This window comes from Achromobacter marplatensis (assembly GCF_002209535.1).
Lineage (GTDB): Bacteria > Pseudomonadota > Gammaproteobacteria > Burkholderiales > Burkholderiaceae_B > Achromobacter > Achromobacter marplatensis.
This window is the reverse complement of sequence record NZ_NJIG01000001.1, coordinates 129,465-148,311: the sequence shown is the minus strand read 5'-3', so window position 1 is coordinate 148,311 and position 18,847 is coordinate 129,465. Positions and strand designations below refer to the sequence as shown.

At 67.1% G+C, this 18,847-nt stretch carries 16 protein-coding genes; 3 read left to right on the top strand and 13 right to left on the bottom strand.

Translation table 11 applies throughout. The features are described from left to right. Positions 1 to 67 precede the first annotated feature (67 nt). Complete coding sequence (locus CEY09_RS00515) at positions 68 to 1,588, top strand: MFS transporter (protein WP_088587150.1); 1,521 nt, start codon at positions 68 to 70, stop codon at positions 1,586 to 1,588. 19 nt (positions 1,589 to 1,607) lie between these two features. Here the strand turns inward: CEY09_RS00515 and CEY09_RS00510 are convergent, their stop codons facing one another. Further along, a complete protein-coding gene (locus tag CEY09_RS00510) occupies positions 1,608 to 2,891 on the bottom strand; it encodes a cystathionine gamma-synthase family protein (RefSeq protein WP_088587149.1) in 1,284 nt (427 codons plus the stop codon). Between the two features lie 178 nt (positions 2,892 to 3,069). Between CEY09_RS00510 and CEY09_RS00505 the strand changes: the two genes are divergently transcribed. Next, the gene (locus tag CEY09_RS00505) at positions 3,070 to 3,549 is read left to right on the top strand and encodes an Lrp/AsnC family transcriptional regulator (protein WP_081534155.1); all 480 of its coding nucleotides are present in this window, start codon (positions 3,070 to 3,072) and stop codon (positions 3,547 to 3,549) included. Between the two features lie 8 nt (positions 3,550 to 3,557). Here CEY09_RS00505 and CEY09_RS00500 read toward each other — a convergent pair whose 3' ends face one another. The 12 genes from CEY09_RS00500 to CEY09_RS00445 form a co-directional block, all read right to left on the bottom strand. Beyond that, positions 3,558 to 4,586 (bottom strand): response regulator, encoded by a 1,029-nt coding sequence (locus tag CEY09_RS00500; RefSeq protein WP_006224295.1) that lies wholly within the window; start codon positions 4,584 to 4,586, stop codon positions 3,558 to 3,560. Between the two features lie 34 nt (positions 4,587 to 4,620). Further along, positions 4,621 to 5,631, bottom strand: a complete 1,011-nt coding sequence (gene cheB / locus CEY09_RS00495; RefSeq protein WP_088587148.1) for a chemotaxis response regulator protein-glutamate methylesterase — start codon at positions 5,629 to 5,631, stop codon at positions 4,621 to 4,623. Then, positions 5,628 to 7,934 (bottom strand): hybrid sensor histidine kinase/response regulator, encoded by a 2,307-nt coding sequence (locus CEY09_RS00490; RefSeq protein WP_006224293.1) that lies wholly within the window; start codon positions 7,932 to 7,934, stop codon positions 5,628 to 5,630. Before CEY09_RS00490 ends, cheB begins: the two co-directional genes overlap by 4 nt. Beyond that, positions 7,931 to 8,590 carry a chemotaxis protein CheW gene (locus CEY09_RS00485; RefSeq protein WP_088587147.1) on the bottom strand — a complete coding sequence of 220 codons (660 nt, stop codon included), beginning with the start codon at positions 8,588 to 8,590 and terminating at the stop codon, positions 7,931 to 7,933. Before CEY09_RS00485 ends, CEY09_RS00490 begins: the two co-directional genes overlap by 4 nt. Continuing rightward, a complete protein-coding gene (locus CEY09_RS00480; protein ID WP_088587146.1) occupies positions 8,583 to 9,884 on the bottom strand; it encodes a CheR family methyltransferase in 1,302 nt (433 codons plus the stop codon). The genes CEY09_RS00485 and CEY09_RS00480 overlap by 8 nt, the downstream gene beginning before the upstream one ends. Continuing rightward, positions 9,881 to 10,417 carry a chemotaxis protein CheW gene (locus tag CEY09_RS00475; RefSeq protein WP_088587145.1) on the bottom strand — a complete coding sequence of 179 codons (537 nt, stop codon included), beginning with the start codon at positions 10,415 to 10,417 and terminating at the stop codon, positions 9,881 to 9,883. The genes CEY09_RS00480 and CEY09_RS00475 overlap by 4 nt, the downstream gene beginning before the upstream one ends. 8 nt (positions 10,418 to 10,425) lie before the next feature. Next, the gene (locus CEY09_RS00470) at positions 10,426 to 12,045 is read right to left on the bottom strand and encodes a methyl-accepting chemotaxis protein (RefSeq protein ID WP_088587144.1); all 1,620 of its coding nucleotides are present in this window, start codon (positions 12,043 to 12,045) and stop codon (positions 10,426 to 10,428) included. A gap of 257 nt (positions 12,046 to 12,302) precedes the next feature. Beyond that, the gene (locus tag CEY09_RS00465; protein WP_088587143.1) at positions 12,303 to 13,784 is read right to left on the bottom strand and encodes an amidase; all 1,482 of its coding nucleotides are present in this window, start codon (positions 13,782 to 13,784) and stop codon (positions 12,303 to 12,305) included. Positions 13,785 to 13,895: 111 nt separating this feature from the next. Then, complete coding sequence (locus CEY09_RS00460) at positions 13,896 to 15,083, bottom strand: acetyl-CoA C-acyltransferase (RefSeq protein WP_088587142.1); 1,188 nt, start codon at positions 15,081 to 15,083, stop codon at positions 13,896 to 13,898. A gap of 25 nt (positions 15,084 to 15,108) precedes the next feature. Continuing rightward, entirely contained in the window at positions 15,109 to 15,618 is a 510-nt protein-coding gene (locus tag CEY09_RS00455; protein WP_088587141.1) for a PaaI family thioesterase, read from the bottom strand. Next, positions 15,612 to 16,217, bottom strand: a complete 606-nt coding sequence (locus CEY09_RS00450) for a TetR/AcrR family transcriptional regulator (protein ID WP_208625029.1) — start codon at positions 16,215 to 16,217, stop codon at positions 15,612 to 15,614. Before CEY09_RS00450 ends, CEY09_RS00455 begins: the two co-directional genes overlap by 7 nt. A gap of 61 nt (positions 16,218 to 16,278) precedes the next feature. Beyond that, on the bottom strand, positions 16,279 to 17,163 hold the full coding sequence (locus CEY09_RS00445) for a LysR family transcriptional regulator (RefSeq protein ID WP_088587140.1): 885 nt from the start codon (positions 17,161 to 17,163) through the stop codon (positions 16,279 to 16,281). Between the two features lie 148 nt (positions 17,164 to 17,311). Between CEY09_RS00445 and CEY09_RS00440 the strand changes: the two genes are divergently transcribed. After that, positions 17,312 to 18,844 carry an MFS transporter gene (locus tag CEY09_RS00440; RefSeq protein WP_088587139.1) on the top strand — a complete coding sequence of 511 codons (1,533 nt, stop codon included), beginning with the start codon at positions 17,312 to 17,314 and terminating at the stop codon, positions 18,842 to 18,844. Positions 18,845 to 18,847: the final 3 nt, after the last annotated feature.

Sequence of the window (18,847 nt, the reverse complement as noted above, 5' to 3'; positions counted from 1 at the left end):
CCGGACCTGACGCTGGCGCCGCACCGTAGCAGCCGCCGGTTTTCAGTTGCCTCACAGGAGTAGAACTATGCAGCGGAGTCATTCGAACGCTGTCGCCACGGCCGATCCGCGCCGTTGGCTGGTGCTGGCCATCGTGTCCATCGCCTTGTTGTTGATCGTGGTGGACATGACGGTGCTGTACACCGCCTTGCCCCGGCTCACGCACGACCTGGGCGTCTCGGCCTCGGCAAAATTGTGGATCGTGAACGTCTACGCGCTGGTCGTTTCCGGCCTGCTGCTGGGCATGGGCACGCTGGGCGACCGGCTCGGCCACAAGCGCCTGTTCATGATGGGCCTGGCCGTGTTCGGCGTGGCCTCGTTCGCCGCCGCCTATTCGCCCGGCGCCCCCGCCCTGATCGCCGCCCGCGTGCTGCTGGCGGTGGGCGCCGCCATGATGATGCCGGCCACGCTGTCCATCATCCGCCTCACCTTCACCGACGAACGCGAACGCGCCGTCGCCATCGGCATCTGGGCGTCGGTCGCCTCCGGTGGTGCTGCGTTGGGCCCCGTCGTGGGCGGCGTGCTGCTGGAGCACTTCTGGTGGGGCTCGGTGTTCCTGATCAACGTGCCGATCGTGCTGCTGGCCCTACCGCTGGCCTGGCGCTGCACTCCCGCCAGCCGGCCCAGCGCCGCGCGCCCCTGGGACCTGGCCGGTTCGCTGCAGGTCATGGCGGGGCTGATCCTTTGCGCTTATGCGCTGAAGGAACTGGGCAAGGCCGCGACCTCGTGGCTGCATGCGGGCCTGGCCTGCGTGGCGGGCGTCGCGATGCTGACGGTGTTCGTCCGCCGCCAGCGCCGTCGTCCGTACCCGTTGATCGACTTCGCCATCTTCCGCAACGCCACCTTCAGTTCGGGTGTTGCCGCCGCCTTGTTCGCGGGCGCCGCCTTGTTCGGCATGGAGCTTGTATTCAGCCAGCGCCTGCAGTTGGTGGTGGGCATGTCGCCCATCCAGGCCGCGCTCTACATCCTGCCGCTGCCGCTGGCCGCCTTCGTGGCGGGTCCGCTGGCGGGATGGCTGTTGGCTTACATGCGCGGACCTCGCCTGATGTTCCTGGCGCTGACCGTCTCGGGCTTGGGCATGGGCGGCTACCTGCTGAGCTATGACGGGTCGTTCATGGCCCAGATGGCCAGCCTGACCGTGCTGGGCGTGGGCATCGGCGCCACCATGACGGCGGCCTCCAGCTCCATCATGCAAAGCGCCACGCCGGAACGCGCCGGCATGGCGGCCTCGATCGAAGAGGTGTCGTACGAATTGGGCGGCGCCTTGGGCGTGACGTTGATGGGATCGATCCTGACCGGCGTCTACGCGCAGACGCTGGACGTGCCGGCGGGCGTGACGCAGGCGGCGTCCGTACGCGACAGCCTGGACGACGCGCTGCTGGTGGCCGAAGGCCTGCCGGCAGACGTTGCGGCCGCCTTGACGCAGGTGGCCAAGTCGGCCTTCGACACCGGCTATGCGGTGGTGATCGCGACCGCCACGGTAATGCTGTTGGCCACCGCCGTCTTCGTGCTGCTGAACCGCACGCGCAGGCCGGCGCACGCCGCCTGAGCGGCGGCGCCTGGCCCGGTCAGCGTTTGCGGAAGGCGTTGTCCATGTCGGCGATCAGGTCTTCCTCGTGCTCAAGCCCGATGGACACGCGGATCAAGCCTTCCGACACGCCCGCCGCGTCGCGTTCGGCCGCCGGCACGCCCGAATGCGTGGTGGATGCGGGATGGCAGACCAGCGATTCGGTGCCGCCCAGGCTGACTGCCGACTTGAACAGATGCAGCGCGTTGATGAAGCGGAACGCGCGCTCGCGCCCGCCGTCCAGCACGAAGGCAAACGTCGACCCCGGCCCGGTGCACTGGCGCTTGTAGACCTCTTGATACGCGCGGTCGGACATCATCTCGGGATGGAAGATCTGCACTTTTTCATACGGGTTGCCCGCCAGCCATTGGGCCACCTTGGTCGCCGTGCGTGCCGCCTGCTTCATGCGCAGCACCACGGTCTCCATCGAGCGTGTGATCATCCAGCAGGAATGCGGATCCAGCTGCGAGCCGAACGCGCTGCGGATCGCCCGCACCTTCTTGATCAACTCCTTGGTGCCCGTGACGGCGCCCGCCACCAGGTCGCTGTGGCCGCCCACGTATTTCGTCAGCGAATACACGCACAAGTCCACGCCATGTTCGGCGGGCTTCTGGAAGATGGGCCCCAGCAACGTGTTATCGCATACCGAGATCGGCCGGTAGCTGTGGCGCGTTTCGAACGCGTCCAGCTCATTCTTCATGGCCTCAAAATCGATCAGCGAGTTGGTGGGATTGGCGGGCGTTTCGATATAGAACACGCGTACCGGTCCCTTGGCCGCGGCGGCCTCGAGCGCGGCCCGCATGTGCTTGGGCGACAAGCCGTCCTGGATCGGATGCGATCCGATGCCCCATTCCGGGAAGATCTTGGCGATCAGGGTCTCGGTACCGCCATACAGCGGCAGTGACTGCACCAACTGGTCGCCAGGCCGCAGAAAAGCCATCAGCACCGCGCTGATCGCGGCCATGCCGCTGGAGGTCACGGCGGCATCTTCCGAACCGTCAAGCAACGACAGCCGGTCTTCCACGATCTCCAGGTTGGGATGGTTGAAGCGGCTGTACACGAGGCCGGCCGATTCGCCCTGCGGCAGGGGTTTGCGCCCTGACACCAGGTCGAAAAAGGCCGCGCCGTCTTCGGCCGAGCGGAACGCGAACGTCGACGTCAGGAACACCGGCGGCTTGACCGCCCCTTCCGACAGGAAGGGGTCGTAGCCGTACGACATCATCTGCGTCTCGGCATGCAGGGGGCGGCCAAAAAACTCTTTCTTGTGATAGGTCGAATACGTCATGGTGTGCCTCTTCTCTGGGGTTCCAGCCGACCGGGCAGGCGCGTCTCGCATTCGATGACAATAGCGCCGGCCGCCTCGGGATGTCTTGCAGTATGGGCGCAGGCCATCCCAATATTCTTTCCATTTCAGTCACAAGACCGCGATAATTGGAAACGTTGTTTCCCATCAGAACGAATTTATGAAAGACACTGCCTTGTTACATCAACTTGACGCGATCGATTGGAAAATCATGAAAATCCTTCAAGAAGATGGACGCCTGAGCAATGCCGAGCTGGCCGAGCGCGTATCGCTGTCGGCCTCGCCTTGCTGGAAACGGTTGAAGCGACTGGAGAACTCGGGCGTCATCCGCGGCTATCAGGCCATTCTTGACCGCCGCGCGCTGGGGATGGGGGTGGTGGCGTTCGTCAGCATCTCGCTGGAGAACCACACTGAAAAACTGTGCCACGCCTTCGAGGCCGCCGTGGCCGCCATGCCCGAAGTGCTGGCCTGCCACAACACCACCGGCCAACACGACTACCTGCTGCATATCGTCGCGCGCGACTTCGACGCCTATTCCGAATTCGTGCGCAACCGCCTGCGCACCTTGCCCGGCGTGAAGGAATTGCTAAGCACGCTGTCGATGCATGAAGTGAAGTCGTCGACCAAACTGCATCTGTAGGCGGCCGCCTATTCCGCCACGGGCGGCATCTGGCCCGGCACGACGCGGTTGCGTCCCTGGTGCTTGGCCTGGTACAGCCCGCGGTCGGCCGCGAGGATCAGGTCGGTGCACGGCTGGTCTGCCGCGGGCACGGCGGTGGCAGTACCGATGCTGACCGTCAGCCACGGCCCCGAACCTGTGTCCTTTTGCGGAATCTGCATGGCCTCGACGGCGCGGCGCAGCTTTTCTGCGGCCAGCCGCGCGCTGCCGGCGGGCGTGCCCGGCAGCACCAAAGCGAATTCTTCGCCGCCGAAGCGGGCCGCCAGGTCGGTGGACCGGTCGCAGCTGGCGAAAATGGTGTTGGCCACGCGCTTGAGCGCTTCGTCGCCCGCGATGTGGCCATAGGTGTCGTTGTAGGCCTTGAAGTGGTCTACGTCGATCATGAGCATGCTGATCTCGCGGCCGTCGCGGCGCGCGCGTTGCCATTCGGCGTTGAGGTACTCATCGAAATAGCGGCGGTTGCCCAGGCCGGTCAGGCCGTCCGAATTCGTGAGGCGGCGCAATTCCATATTGCTTTCCAGCAGCTGCTGCTGACTTTGGCGCAGGGCCTGGTAGGCCTCGTCGCGCTGCACCAGCGCCAGGTACGAACGCGAGTGGTAGCGGATGCGCGCCACCAGTTCGATGGAATCAGGCAACTTCACCAGATAATCGTTGGCGCCCGCAGCAAAGGCCGCGCTCTTGATGGCCGGGTCTTCCTTCGTGGACAGCACGATAATCGGGATGTCTCGCGTGACGGGATGGTTGCGGTATTCCTGCACCAGGCTCAAGCCATCCACGCCCGGCAGAACCAGATCCTGCAGGATGACGGTGGGACGCGTCTGGATCGCCACCGTCAGCGCCTTGTAGGGGTCTGAGCAGTAGTGGAAATCGATATTCCCCTCCGTCGCCAGCGCCCGCCGGATCGCTTCGCCGACCATCACCTGGTCGTCGACGAGCAGCACCATGGCCGCATGCGAGTTCAGATCCGCGGAAGCCGAGCTGTCAATGGGAGGGTGCATAGTATTTCCTTGATGTCTGACGATATCGAGCCGCTCAGGCAAAGGCCTGGATCAAGCGGGGAGCGATTTGGTTCAATGGTCGGATTTCCACCGCCGCCTGCAAGGCCGCCGCCGCTTTCGGCATGCCGTACACAGCACTGGTGGCCTGATCCTGCGCGATGGTGAGGTATCCCCGTTCACGCAAGGCCTTCAGCCCGCGCGCCCCGTCTTGCCCCATGCCGGTCAGCAGCACCCCGACCGCGGTGCCGCGCCAATGTTGCGCCACGCTGTGGAAGAACACGTCGATGGAGGGTCGATACAGGCTTTCCTTCGGGTCTTCGGTGTAGCGCAGCGTGCCATCCGCCAGCAAATGCAGGTGGTCGTCGGTGCCCGCCAACAGGATCTGCCCCGGCAGCGGCCGTTCGCCTTCCCGCACCAGCCGTACCGGCAACAGTACCTGGTCGTTCAGCCAATCCGCCATGCCGGCGGCGAACGACGCGTCCACATGCTGCACCAGCACGATGCCCGCGGGAAAATCCAGCGGCACGTCGCGCAGCAGTTGCGCCAGGGTGGCCGGGCCGCCAGCCGACGCACCGATCACCAGCAGGCGCTGCGCGGACGCTTTGGGCGATGGCTTGTCCACGGGCGTCAACGCCGGCCGATTGCCGTAGCGGCCGATCAACCAGCCGATATTACGGATCTTGCGCAGCAGCGGCGCGGCGGCCGTGCGCATGTCGGCATCGCCCACCACCGGCGTGTCCACCGCATCCAGCGCGCCATAACCCATGGCGTCGAACACGCGCGTCGTGTGGCGGGCCACGTCCGCCGTCACTACGACGATGGCGCAGGGCGTTTCCGCCATGATGCGGCGCGTGGCCTCCACCCCGTCCATCACTGGCATGATCAGGTCCATCAGCACCACGTCCGGCCGGTCGCGCGCACACTGCGCCACCGCCTGTTCGCCGTCGCTTGCCACCCACGCCACTTCCAGGCCGGGCTCCAGCGCAATCGCGCGCCGCATGGTCTCAACCGCCATTTGCAGATCGTTGACGATCCCGATTCTCACGTGAGTGCCTTTCCGATCAAGTCTTCGACGGCGTCAAGCAGCGCGTCGTCATGGAAGCTGCCCTTGGCCAGATAGTAATCGGCGCCGGCATCCAGCCCACGCCGCCGGTCTTCCTCGCGGTCCTTGTACGACACTACCATCACCGGCAGGCTTTGCAACCTGGCGTCCGCCTTGATCCGGGACACGAGCTCGATGCCGTCCATGCGGGGCATGTCGACGTCGGTGACGACCAGGTCGAAGTCCTCGCCGCGCAGCATGTTCCAGCCGTCCATGCCGTCCACCGCGACGGCAACCTCGAAGCCCCGGTTCAGCAGCAGCTTGCGTTCCAGTTCGCGCACCGTCAGGGAATCATCCACCACCAGCACGCGCTTGCGGCGCCGCGCCTGGACAACCGCGCCGCCGCCATCCACGCGCGTCAGGCGTCCGCCTTCGATCAGCTTCTGGACCGACAGCAGCATGTCTTCGACATCCAGGATCAGCAGCGGCGTGCCGTCGTCCATCAAGGCGCCCGCCATTACATCCTGCACCTTGCCCAGCCGCGGGTCCAGCGGCTGCACCACCAGCGTGCGTTCGCCCACATAGCGGTCTACGGCAATGCCGTAAAGCTTGTCGTGATCGCCCACGACCACCACGGCCACCGACTCCGCCGCAGGCGCCGGTTCGCCAGCGCGCAAGATCTGGCGCGCCGACACCAGGCCGATCTGCTTGTCCATGAAGCGGAAGTGTTGATGGCCTTCCAGTTGTTCAATCTCTTCAGCGCGCACTTGCAAGGCGTGGCTGACATACGCCAGTGGAAACGCGTAGATCTCGCCCTGCACTTCCACCAGCAAGCTGCGCACCACCGACAGCGACAGCGGCATTTCCAGCACAAAGCGCGTGCCCTGCCCCGTGGTCTGGTGGATCCGCACGGCGCCGCGCAATTGCCGCACCATGGTCTGCACCACGTCCAGGCCCACCCCGCGCCCCGAAATTTCGGTGACTTCGCCACGCGTGCTGAAGCCCGACAGGAACAGGAATTCCAGCAGTTCGGCCTCGCTCAACCGGGCTGCCGTTTCGGCGTTCGTCAGTTTGCGCTGCACCACTTCGACGCGCAGCCGGTCCAGGGAAATGCCCCCGCCGTCGTCGCTCAGCTCGATCAGCAGCATGCCGGCGGCGTGGCGCGCCGCCAGCTTGATCAGGCCTTCCGGCGACTTGCCGGCGTCCATGCGGTCCATCGGCATTTCGATGCCGTGGTCCACCGCATTGCGCAGCAGATGCATGAGGGGCGCATCCAGCTTTTCCAGGATGTCGCGGTCGACCTGGGTGGCGTCGCCCTCGATCTCCAGCCGCACCTGTTTGCCCAGCGAGCGGCCCAGATCGCGCACCATGCGGGCCATGCCGCCCACACCGTCGCCGAACGGGCGCATGCGGCAGGCCAGCGCGGTGTCGTACAGGCGTTGCGCCAGATGGCTCATGCGCCAGCCGAATTCGTCGACCTCGCTGGTGCGTCGCGCCAGTTCCTGCTGGCATTCCCCCACGATGCGCTGGGCATCGTCCAGCGCGGCCTGGACGCGTGCGTCTACGTGCTGGCCCGCCAGCGCGGCGCGCACGCCGTCCAGCGCCTGCGCGGCGCCCGACTGCATGCGCCGTAGCCGCAGCATGGATGCGCCGAACGGTCCGACCCAGTGCGATTCCACCAGCGTTTCGCTGGACAGGCCCAGCAGCTTGTTCAGCGTATCGGCCGTCACGCGCAAGACGCGCTCGCCTTCCGAGATGCCCTGGTCTGAACTCCGGCGCACCATCGTCTGCGATGACGGCGCCGATGCGGCCACAGGCGCCGCTGCCGGCGCCGCCAAGGGCGGCTCATCCACGCGTTGAATCGGCGGCAGGAAGTCCGACGGCCGGGGCGCACGCGGCGGCACGGCCGGCGCCGCTGGCGGCGCATTGGGCGCATTACTCAGGCGGACCACCAGTTCATCGATCTCGCCGCCCAGCTCGACGCCGGGCGTGGCGACCCGCTGCAGCAAGTCGGTGCCCAGGAGCAATGCATCGATATCGGTGGCCTGCAGCCGCAACCGCCCTTCTTGCGCCGCCACCAGGCAATCTTCCATGGCGTGCGCAATCCGCACCGCCGGATGCAGGTCCACAATGCGGGCCGCGCCCTTGAGCGAATGCGCCGCGCGCATGCAGGCTTCCAGCTGGGCCGCCGACGTCGGATCGTGTTCCAGCGCCAACAGGCCGTTGTTCAGCACCTGCACCTGGGTGCGGGTTTCGAGCTGGAACAGCTCCAGGAGCGACGCGTCGCGCATCTCGTCCGGATTCACGCCAGACTCCGTTCCAAAGCTTGCATCAGCAGATTCTCGTCCAAAACGCCTACGCCGCGGCCGCCGCAACGCGCCATGCCGCGTGAATAGGTCTGGCTTGCGCCTTCCACGGTGGCCGGCAGCGGCTCCAGCGCATCCAGGTCCACGGCATGTATGCCTTCCACTTCATCCACGGGCAGCACCACCGCCCGGCCGGTGCCGCCAAAAATCAGCATGCGGGCAGCGGCCCGTTCTCGCGCATCCACCGGCGCGGCATCCAGGCCAAGCAGGCGCGCCAGCGACACGCAGACGGTCAGGGTGCCGCGCACGTTGGTCACGCCCAGCACGGCCGGATCGCGGCGATGCGGCAGCGTCAGGACGGGGCGCGTGCCGGCCACTTCGTCCAGCGCCCGCGTGGGCAGGCCCAGCCACTCCCGGCCCAGGCGGAACACCAGCAGCGACGACTGACGCGTGCTGTGTCGGGCTTCCGGTTCATGATCCTGCACGTCCATCTGGGGCGGCAGCCGGTCCAGGATGCGTTTGGCCGCCGTCGCATAGACCGGACAGTTGCGGCAATGCACATGCCCCGCCAGCTGGCCACAGCTCTTGTCGCCGCGGATGCCAATACGGTTCCAGCAGTCGTCCACGTCGGACAGCAGCGCGATGGATTCACTCACGACGGGCCTCCTCTCGCGCCGCGCGCGCTTGCAGGCGGCGGGCGCCTTCCACATCGCCCGCCGACGCGATCAGTGCGGCCAGATGCAGCAGGGCTTCGCGATGCGTCGGATCCAGGTACAGCGCCTTGCGATAGGCGGCCTGCGCCTGGCGCGCGTCGCCCGCGGCGTCTTGCAACAGGCCCAGCAGATGCAGGCCATCGGCGCTGGCGCCATGGATTTCCAGGTGCGCCCGGCACTGCGCCAGCGCGTCCTGCACGCGCCCCTGGTCCGCCATCGCCGCAATCTGGCGCAAGGACACGTCGGCGTGGGTGCCGTTTGAAGTCGGAACCGAGGCCGGAGCCGAAGCCGGGGCCAGGACGGTCGCCGCAGCCGCAATCGCCGCATGCGGCAAGGGCAAGCGCGCCGCCGGCGGCTGCGCCACGGGTCGCCGGGGCGGCGTCCAGGCATGCACGATCGGCTTGGGCGGCGCGTACGTTTCGGCGGGCGGCGGCATCGCCTGCGCCGAAAATGCGAAAGACCGGGCCATCTGTACGGCAGGCAGGCGCCGCGCCGTCATCAGGCTGGTTTCTGCGGGCCCGACGAAGATCACGCCGTCGCCGCGCGTAAAGCGCCGCAACACCTGTACCGCACGCTCTTGCGTGGCCGCGTCGAAATAGATCAGCAAATTGCGACAGAACACGAAATCGTAAGGGGCGGCGCCCAGCAGCAGGTTGGTGTCGAACAGGTTGCCCTGCTGAAAGCGCACCTTTTCCCTGACCACCGCCGCCAACCGGTAGCCATCGGCCGTCTCGGCAAAGTGACGGCCGCGGTAAGCCAGATCATCGCCCCGGAACGAGTTGCGGCCATACACCGCGCGCCGGGCGAATTCCACCATGCGTTCGCTGATGTCCACGGCATCCACCTGGAACCGCGCGGCGGGAACGCCCGCATCCAGCAAGGCCATGGCGATGGAATACGGCTCTTCGCCGCTGGAACACGGCACGCTCAGCACGCGCAGCACACGGTCTTCAGCCACGCCCGCCGCGAACAAACGTTCGCATGCCAGCTTCGCCATGGCCGCCTGCGACTCCGGGTACCGGAAAAACCAGGTTTCCGGCACGATCACGGCTTCGATCAGCTGCTGCATTTCAGCCGCCGAGGCCTGCACCCGCATCAAGTAATCGTTTTCGTCCGCCGCGTTCACCGCGCCCATGCGGTGCCGGACCGCGCGCTCGACCGCCGCCTTGCCGATCGAGCCGCTGTCCAGGCCCATCTTGCGCTTGAGCAGGGCGCTGAATTCGTCGATCAAAGTCATGGCCGCGCCTCGCCTTCACGCCTGTCGCCAGGCTCCGGGAACAGCAGCGCCCGCACCGGGGCGGGCAGCAGGTCCCCGACGTTGACGGCCTGCACCATGCCGTGCGCGTCGCTCAGCACCGGGCCCAGATAGCGGGCGCCGGCATTGTCCAGCCCGTAAGGCTGGAACGCCGCCGGGTCGTAATGCACCGTCTCGGTCGCCTGTTCCAGGATCAAGCCCAGCAAGCGGCTTTCCGCCCCGGGATCCGGGCGGTAGCGCACCAGCGCCAGCCGGGTGCTGGTCACCGTGACCGCACTGCCGTGGCCTGCCAACGCGCTCATGTCGATCACCGGCACCGGCACGCCGCGCCGGTCCAGCATGCCCGCGACCCAGGGCGGCGTGCCGGGCACCTGCTTGAAGGCGCGCAGGCCCAACACTTCGACCACGTCCGCCGCATCCAGCGCATAGCGGTCTTCGCCGATGCGGAACAGCAGATAAAGCCGCCGCGCCGCGGCAAGCGCCGCGCCGGGCTCAGAAGGGGCTAGCGCAGCCATGACCGGACTCACACCTTGAAGCGCGACACGCCGCTGCGCAGGTCATTGGCAACCAGCGTCAGCTCTTCGATGGCCAGACTGGACTGGCGCAGGGACTCCACCGTCTGCTGCGCCGCATCACTCAACTGCTGCAGGGCCTGGTTGATCTGTTCGGCGCCTGTGGCCTGCGCCTGCATGCCTTCGTTGACCATCTGCACGCGCGGCGCCAGCGTCTGCACCTGCTGGATGATCTGCGACAGCTGATCGCCCACCTGCTGCATGTCGGCCATGCCGCGGCGCACTTCTTCCGAGAACTTGTCCATGCCCATCACACCCGCGGACACCGACGACTGGATCTCGCGCACCATCTGCTCGATGTCGTAGGTGGCCACCGCGGTCTGGTCGGCCAGGCGGCGGATCTCGGTCGCCACCACCACGAAACCGCGGCCGTATTCGCCGGCCTTCTCGGCTTCGATCGCCGCGTTCAGCGACAGCAGGTTGGTCTGGTCCGCCACCTTTGTGATGGTAGTGACCACTTGCGTGATATTGCCGGCCTTCTCGTTCAGGATCGCCAACTTGGCGTTGACCGATCCCGCCGCACCGACCACGTTGCGCATCGTGTCTTCCATGCGCGCCAGCCCGACCTGGCCGCTGCCCGCCAGCGACGCCGTCTGCTCGGCAGCGCCGGACACTTCGGTCATGGTGCGCACCAGTTCGCGCGAGGTCGCGGAGATCTCGCGCGACGTCGCGCCAATCTCGGTCGTGGTGGCCGCCACTTCGGACGCCGTGGCCTGCTGCTGCTTGGACGTGGCCGCGATCTCGGTAACGGACGTTGCCACCTGCACGGCCGAGCGCTGCGTCTTGCTCACCAGCCCCGTCAACTCGTCGACCATGCCGTTAAAGCCGGTCTCGATGGCGTTGAACTCGTCCTTGCGCGCCAGCGACAGCCGGCGGGTCAGGTCGCCGCCGCCCGTGGATTCCAGGGTCTTGACGATATCGCGCATCGGGTTGGCGATGGCCCGCATCAACAGGAAGCCGCACACGACGGCGGCGGCAATCGCCAGCGCCAGCGACACCAGCATCCCGACCTCCGCCGTATCCACCGACTTCTGGATGCTGACCGCGGACTCGTCCGCTTGCCGCTTGTTTTCAGCCACCATCTTGGCCAGCGTGTCGCGGCCCTTGTAGAAAGCGGGCCGCAGTTCCGTCTTGATGCGCGCCTGCGCCTGCGCCACGTTGCCCGTCGCGGCCTGCTCCAGGATGTCGGCGCGGATGCGCTTGTATGCCTGCAGTTCCAATTCGAATTCGTCGAACATCTTGCGGTCGTCGCCGCGCGATACCGTCCGGCGGTACAGCTCGATGTTCTCTTCCAGCTGCTGGTCGTTCTTGGGTAGCGCTTCCAGGGCGCTGCGGCGCTCGGCATCGGTGTCCGAGTTATAGGCATCCTGCACCACCACGAAACCCGCGAACCACGACGACCGGATCGAGGTGCTGTAGTAAATGCCCGGCACCGCATCGGTGTTGATCGTGGCGACCTCTTCCTCGATGTGCAACAAGCGCCGGTAATCCACCACCACCATCAACGCCATGATGGCCAGGATGACCAGGAAGCTGGCCAGGATGCGCTGGCGGAGTGTCAGATTCTTCATGCCGGGAGACCTTTGTGCTGGTTCAATGCTTCAACGCCCCAAAGGACGCCCCTGAACGACTGGACGCGCCGCGACGCGCGCCCGCGCCCACTTTATGACGGGATGTGGGTAATTTCGCTAATTATTGCAAAGGCTTGGCCTGTCAGCCATGAAAATGCAAGGGAAACCCCGACGAAGCGCCCGGTTCGTCGGAAAAATGCAAAGTCCGCTTACAAGCCCTTGTCTTTTGCGGTGACAGTGCGTACCAGAATCGCCCTTCAGCCGGGCTCACGCCACAAGGCTTCCGGCTGCCGCGCGTGCACCCAGTCGCTTGCCTGCTCGTAGGCGTGCGCCAGGCACAGCACGTCCCGGTCGGCCTGCGGCGGCCCCACCAGTTGCATCCCCATCGGCAAGCCCTGCGCGTTGAACCCCACCGGCACGCTGATCACGGGGCAGCCTGCCAGCGTCCACGGCGTCACCGTCTCCATCCAGCGGTGGTAGGTATCCATGGGGCGTCCGGCGATCTGCTTGGGCCAGTCCAGCGTCGCGTCGAACGGAAAGACCTGCGCCGATGGCACGGCCAGGAAATCGACCTCGTCGAACATGCGCAGCACGGTCTGGTACCAGGCACTGCGCTCTTCGGTGGCCTGGTAGACCTGCCGCGCCGTCATGCCTTCCAACCCCTCGACTTCCCAGATCAACGCCGGCTTGACCAGCTTGCGCGTTTCGGGGTTTTCGACCAGGGCATGGAACTGGCCGCCCACCATCAGATGCCGATGCGCCAGCCAGATGCGCCACAGGCGGTCGCCGGCGAAGGGCACCTGGTAATCGACAACATCGCAGCCCACGGTGCCCAGCGCGGCCAGCGCCTGGCTGCACAGGTCCAGGATGCCCGGCTCCATGGCCAGGTAGCCGTTCCAGTCGCCCAGCCAGCCGATGCGCTTGCCGCGCAGGTCGGCGTCCAACGGGGCCGCGAACTGCGCCGGGTCGTCGCGCAACGACAGCGGAGAGCGCTTGTCGTGCCCCGCCATCACGGACATCAGCAGCGCCACGTCGCGCGGCGTCCGGCCCATCGGGCCTTCGTAGGACAGCTGTTTCAAGAATACTTCCGGCGCCGGGCCAAAGGGCACGCGACCGGCCGATGGGCGCATGCCATAGACGTTGCAGAACGCCGCGGGGTTGCGCAGCGACCCGCCGAAGTCGCTGCCATCGGCAACCGGCAACATACGGGCGGCCAACGCGGCCGCGGCGCCGCCGCTGCTGCCGCCGGCGGTCTTGGTCGGATCGTAAGGGTTGCCGGTAGTGCCGTAGACCCGGTTATAGGTGTGCGAACCCAGGCCGAATTCCGGCACATTGCTGCGGCCAATGAAAATGGCGCCCGATGCCCGCATCCGTTCGACGATGATCGAGTCATGCGGCGTCACCAGGTCCTTGTAGACCAGCGACCCCATGGACGTGACCATGTCGCGCACCGCCGTCAGGTCCTTCGGGGCCTGCGGCATGCCGTGCATCCAGCCCAGCCACTGTCCCGCATCCAACTGTGCGTCACGCTCGGCGGCGTCGCGTAGCAACGCGTCCGAATCACGGCGGGCGACGATGGCATTGATCTTGGGATTGACGCGGTCGATATGCGCCAGATAGGCGCGCATCACTTCGACGCAGGACAGCTCGCGCCGCCTGATCGCATCCGACAGGGCGTGCGCCGGCATGGCGACGATGGGGTTCAGGCTGGCGGTTGCAGCCGGCGTGGCGGGGGGCATGCGGTCTCCTGGTTTGTCATTATGGGCGCGGGCGGCGACCGCCCGGCGCAACCGACATACTACGCAAACCCGGCAGACCGCGCGCGCCCGGCAGGCGCCGGGCCGGTCTGCTTAAACCCGCTCTATCGCCACGGCCGTGGCCTCGCCCCCGCCGATGCATAACGCCGCCACGCCGCGCCGCAGGCCACGCGCCTGCAAGGCGTGCAGCAAGGTCACGATCAGCCGCGCACCCGTCGCGCCGATCGGATGCCCAAGGGCGCAGGCGCCGCCGTTGACGTTCAACCGGTCGCGGGCAATGCCCAGGTCCTGCGCTGCGGCCATGGCCACCACGGCGAACGCCTCATTGATCTCGAAGAGGTCGACGTCCTGCACCTGCCAACCGGCCTTGTCCAGCAACTTGCGGACGGCCGGGATGGGCGCCGTCGTGTACCAGGCCGGCTCCTGGCTGTGCGTCGCATGGCCGTGGATGCGGGCCAGCACCGGCCAGCCTTCGCGCCGCGCGACCGATTCGCGGGCCAGCACCAGGGCAGCCGCGCCGTCCGCGTTGGCCGATGCGCTGGCCGCGGTAATGGTGCCGTCTTCGCGGAAGGCGGGCTTGAGGGTGGGGATTTTCTCGGGCGATACCTTCAACGGGTTCTCGTCCTGGTCGACCATCAGCGCCCCGCCCTTGCCCGGCACCGCCACCGGCGCAATCTCGGCCGCGAACGCGCCGGACTCCACCGCCTGCCGCGCGCGCCGCAGCGTCTCGGCCGCATAGGCGTCCTGGTCGGCGCGGGTGAAACCATAGGCTTGCACGGCGCTTTCGCCAAAGTCGCCCATCGGCCGCCCTGCCTCGTAGGCATCTTCCAGCCCGTCCAGCGCCAGATGGTCGTAGACACGGTCATGGCCGAAGCGATAACCCGCCCGCCCCTTCTTCAGCAGATACGGCGCGTTGCTCATGGACTCCATGCCGCCGGCCACCGCCACGTCGATCGCGCCGGCCAGGATCTGGTCGTGCGCAATCATCGCCGCCTTCATGCCGGACCCGCACACTTTGTTGACCGTGGTGGCGCCCACCGCATCCGGCACGCCGGCCGCGCGCATGGCCTGACGCGCCGGCGCCTGTCCCTGGCCAGCGGGCAGCACGCATCCCATCAGCACTTCATCCACGCTGGAAGCCGGCACGCCGCCGCGTTCCAGCGCGGCGCGGATCGCGACGGCGCCCAAGTCGGCGGCGGTGACGGGGGCCAGGCCCCCGAGGAAACGCCCCAGCGGAGTCCGCGCGGCGGCAACAATGACAATGGGATCTGCGGCAATCATGGCTGTTCCTTTTAAACGAGTCGTCTCAACCCGCAGCGACGGCCGGGGCCGGCCGCGCGAACACGAGCAAGGTGGACGTGGCCGAGGCCAGCAGGCGGCCCTGCGCGTCCGTCAATTTGGCTTCGGCATAGGCCACGCGTTGGCCCATCGACAAGACCCGGCCTTCCGCCCGCAGCAGGCCGCTGTGGCGCGTAATGGCCTTGTGATACGCCACCTTCAGCTCCAGCGTGGTGTAGGCCTGCTCGGCCGTCAGTTGGGAATGCGCGGCGCAACCACATGCCGAGTCCAGCAGCGTGGCGGCATACCCGCCGTGCACCGTGCCAATGGGGTTGTAGGCCTGCGGCCCCGGCGTGCCGGCGAATACCGCACGTCCGGCTTCCACTTCCACGAAGTCGAAATCCAGCGTCACCAAGATGCCGGGCTTGCGGCCGGAGGCCAGCAACGCGCGCAGTTGCGCCAGGCCGTCCAGACCCGCGCCGGTCTCCTCGACCATGCTGGGTTCGCGATGGGGGGTCGGTTGGGATGTCATCAGCATTGCTCCAGGCCCAGGCGGGCCTTCAAGAGCCGGCGGGCGTCCGCCAGCATGGCATTCGCCCGTTGCGCATCGGTCTCGCAACGGGCCAGGGAAACCGCGCCCACCAATTCAGCCAGCACCGAACGGGCCAGCGGTTCCGGTTCGGGGTAGCCGGCATCGGCCAGCCGGCCGGCCAGGGCCTGAACCAGTCGGCGCAACCCGGCGGCGTACGCCTGCCGGCAGGCGTCAGACTGCCGCGGCAGGTCAGCCGCCAGCGCCACCAGCGGGCAGCCATGGGCGCGCGCCTCGCAATGGGCGGTCGACAGGTAGGCGTCCACGTAGGCGGCAAGGCCGTCGGCGGGCGGTCGTCCGTCCATGCGCTTCTGGGCGCGGGCCAGCGCCTCGTCGAACATGTGTTCGATCGAGGCCTCGACCAGCGCGTCCTTCGAATTGAAATGGGCGTAGAAGCCGCCGTGCGTCATGCCGGCCTGGCGCATCACCGCAGCCACGCCGATCCGGTCGGGCCCGTCGGCACGCACCGCTTCCGCCGCAGTCTTCAGAATGCGTATCCGCGTTTCGCGTTTGTGTCCGTTGTCGTAGCGCATGACAGGCCCAGCCATTAGATGATGATCATCATATTAATATGATGATCATCATCCTACAAGGGCGGCCTGGCGGGGTTCAGGGAAACAGGTGCTGCGCCAGATGGTCGATGAAGACCCGCAGCTTGGGCGACGCATGGCGGCTGGCGGGCCACAGCGCCCACATCGTGCCGCTGCCGCGCGTGCGGTCTTCCATCACGATCTGCAACTGGCCCGCAGCCAGTTCGCGGCGGATCGTGAAATCCGGCAGACAGACGATGCCCTGCCCGCCCACCGCCAGGGATATCCGCATCTCGACGCTGTTGCAGACCAGCGTCAGGGGCAAATCGAGCGATTGCGCGTCCGGCCCCTGTTTCAGCGGCCATTTTTCAAGCCGGCCCGTCGCGGGATACCGGTAATGCAGGCAGGCGTGGCGCAGCAGGTCGCCCGCGCGCTTGGGCGTGCCATGCAGGCGCAAATAGTCGGGCGCTGCGGCCAGCACCCGCCGGAACGGCCCCAGCCGCCGGCGCTTCAGGCCGGAATCGTCCATGTCGCCGGTGCGGACCACGGCGTCGTAGCCTTCGCCGATCACATCCACCATCCGGTCCGTGAAATCCAGGTCCAGTTCCACTGCCGGGTACTGCTGCATGAAGCTGGCGATGCTGGCGTCGAACAGCCCGCTGTAGCGCGGCAGGCTCACCCGCAGCTTGCCGTGCGGCGCATCCGTCGCTTCGGAAAGTTCCAATTCAGCGGCTTCCACTTCGCACAGGATGCGGCGGCAACGCTCCAGGAATTTCTCGCCTTCCGGGGTCAGCGCAATGTGGCGCGTGCTGCGATGGAACAGACGCACTTTCAAGCGCTCTTCCATCCGCGCCACGCTTTTGCCCACCGCCGACGGTGACACCCCCAGCACCCGCCCCGCCTCGGAAAAGCTGCGCGTTTCCGCGACCAGCACAAGTACGCCGATGCCGCTAAGACTATCCATCCTCATCCCCATTGCGGACGTTTTTGTCCTGAATATTCGGAATCCTAGCCTGTTTTTCTTTTATCCAGTGGCCCCTAAGCTTGCCGTCATTCTGCCGCCGCACCGCAATCCCGCCGCGCGGCGCCCTTGTTTAGACCCGCTCGTCCTCATGCACCTTTCCGAATCCCCATCCTCCCGCCATCGCTGGCTGCAACTGCTGTCTGCCTGCCTGACAGCCCTGCTCATCCCGCTGTGCTTCACCGGCCCCGCCGTGGTCCTGCCGTCGATCAGCCAGGCGCTGGGCGGCACGCCGGTTGAACTGAACTGGATCCTGAACGGCTACATCCTCGCGTACGGCAGCGTCATCATGGTGTCGGGCAGCCTGACCGACCTGTACGGCCCCCGCCGGGTCTGGCTGCTGGGCCTGGCATGGTTCTGCGCCGCCACGTTCGCCATCCCCTATCTGCCCACCACGGGCTGGATCGACGTCATGCGGCTGATGCAGGGCATGGGCGGCGCAGCCGCGTTTGCCGCCGCCATGTCGTCGTTGGCCCCGCTGTTCCACGGCGTGGCGCGCACCCGTGCGTTCAGCTTGCTGGGCACCACCTTCGGCATCGGCCTGTCGTTCGGGCCGCTGGCGTCCGGTTGGATGGTGCAGGCAGCCGGTTGGGAATGGGTGTTCCTGGCGACGGGCGGCGTGGGCGTGCTGGGCGCCGTCATGGTGGCCGTCAGCGTGCGCCCGACCGTCGGCGCCCCCCAAGGCCGCTTGGACTGGCCGGGCGCCATCAGCTTCACCGGCGCGCTGGGCCTGTTCACCTACGGCATGTTGCTGGCGCCCGAAGCGGGCTGGACGGATGCGCACGTCATCGGCGCGCTATTGACGTCTGCCCTGCTGGCCGGCGTATTCGTGCACGTCGAGCGCCGCGCCGCCCGGCCCATGCTGGACCTGAGCCTGTTCCGCGACGCGCGCTTCGTGGGCGTGCAGGTGCTGGCGGCTTCGCCCGCGTTCCTCTTCATCGTGCTGATCGCCGTGCTGCCCGGCCGCTTCATCGGCATCGACGGCTACAGCGCGCTGGCGGCCGGCCAGTTGATGATTGGTCTGGCCGCACCGCTGCTGGTCGTGCCGTTCCTGGCCGCATTGCTGACACGCTGGTTCAACCCGGGCGTGCTGTCCGCGGTGGGCCTGCTGGCGGTGGCCGCCGGCCTGGTCTGGTTGGCGGACGTCATGACCACAGGCGCCACCGGCCTGTGGTTGCCGATGAGCCTGATCGGCATCGGCATCGGCGTGCCGTGGGGCTTGATGGACGCGATGGCCGTCAGCGTGGTGGAACCGCGTAACGTCGGCATGGCCACCGGCATCTTCAACACGGTGCGCGTATCAGCGGATGGCATTGCCATCGCCGTCGTCAGCGCGCTGCTGGCCTTGCTGATCCAGATGCCGCTGACGGCGGGGCTGCCTGCCGGCACCGACGGCCAGGCCATCCTGATGGCCGCCAACCGCGCCGCGCTTGGTCAGTTGCACGAAGCGGCGGCCTTGTTGCCGGGCGCATCCGAGCTGCTGCAGCACAGCTATAACGAGGCCTTCCGCCACGTGCTGCACGCCTTGGCTGGCATTGCCGTGCTGACCGCGCTGGCCATCCATGCGCTGCTGGGGCGGCGGCGCCCGCACGCCGCCCGCGATGGCGTAACGGCCACGCCCTAGCGG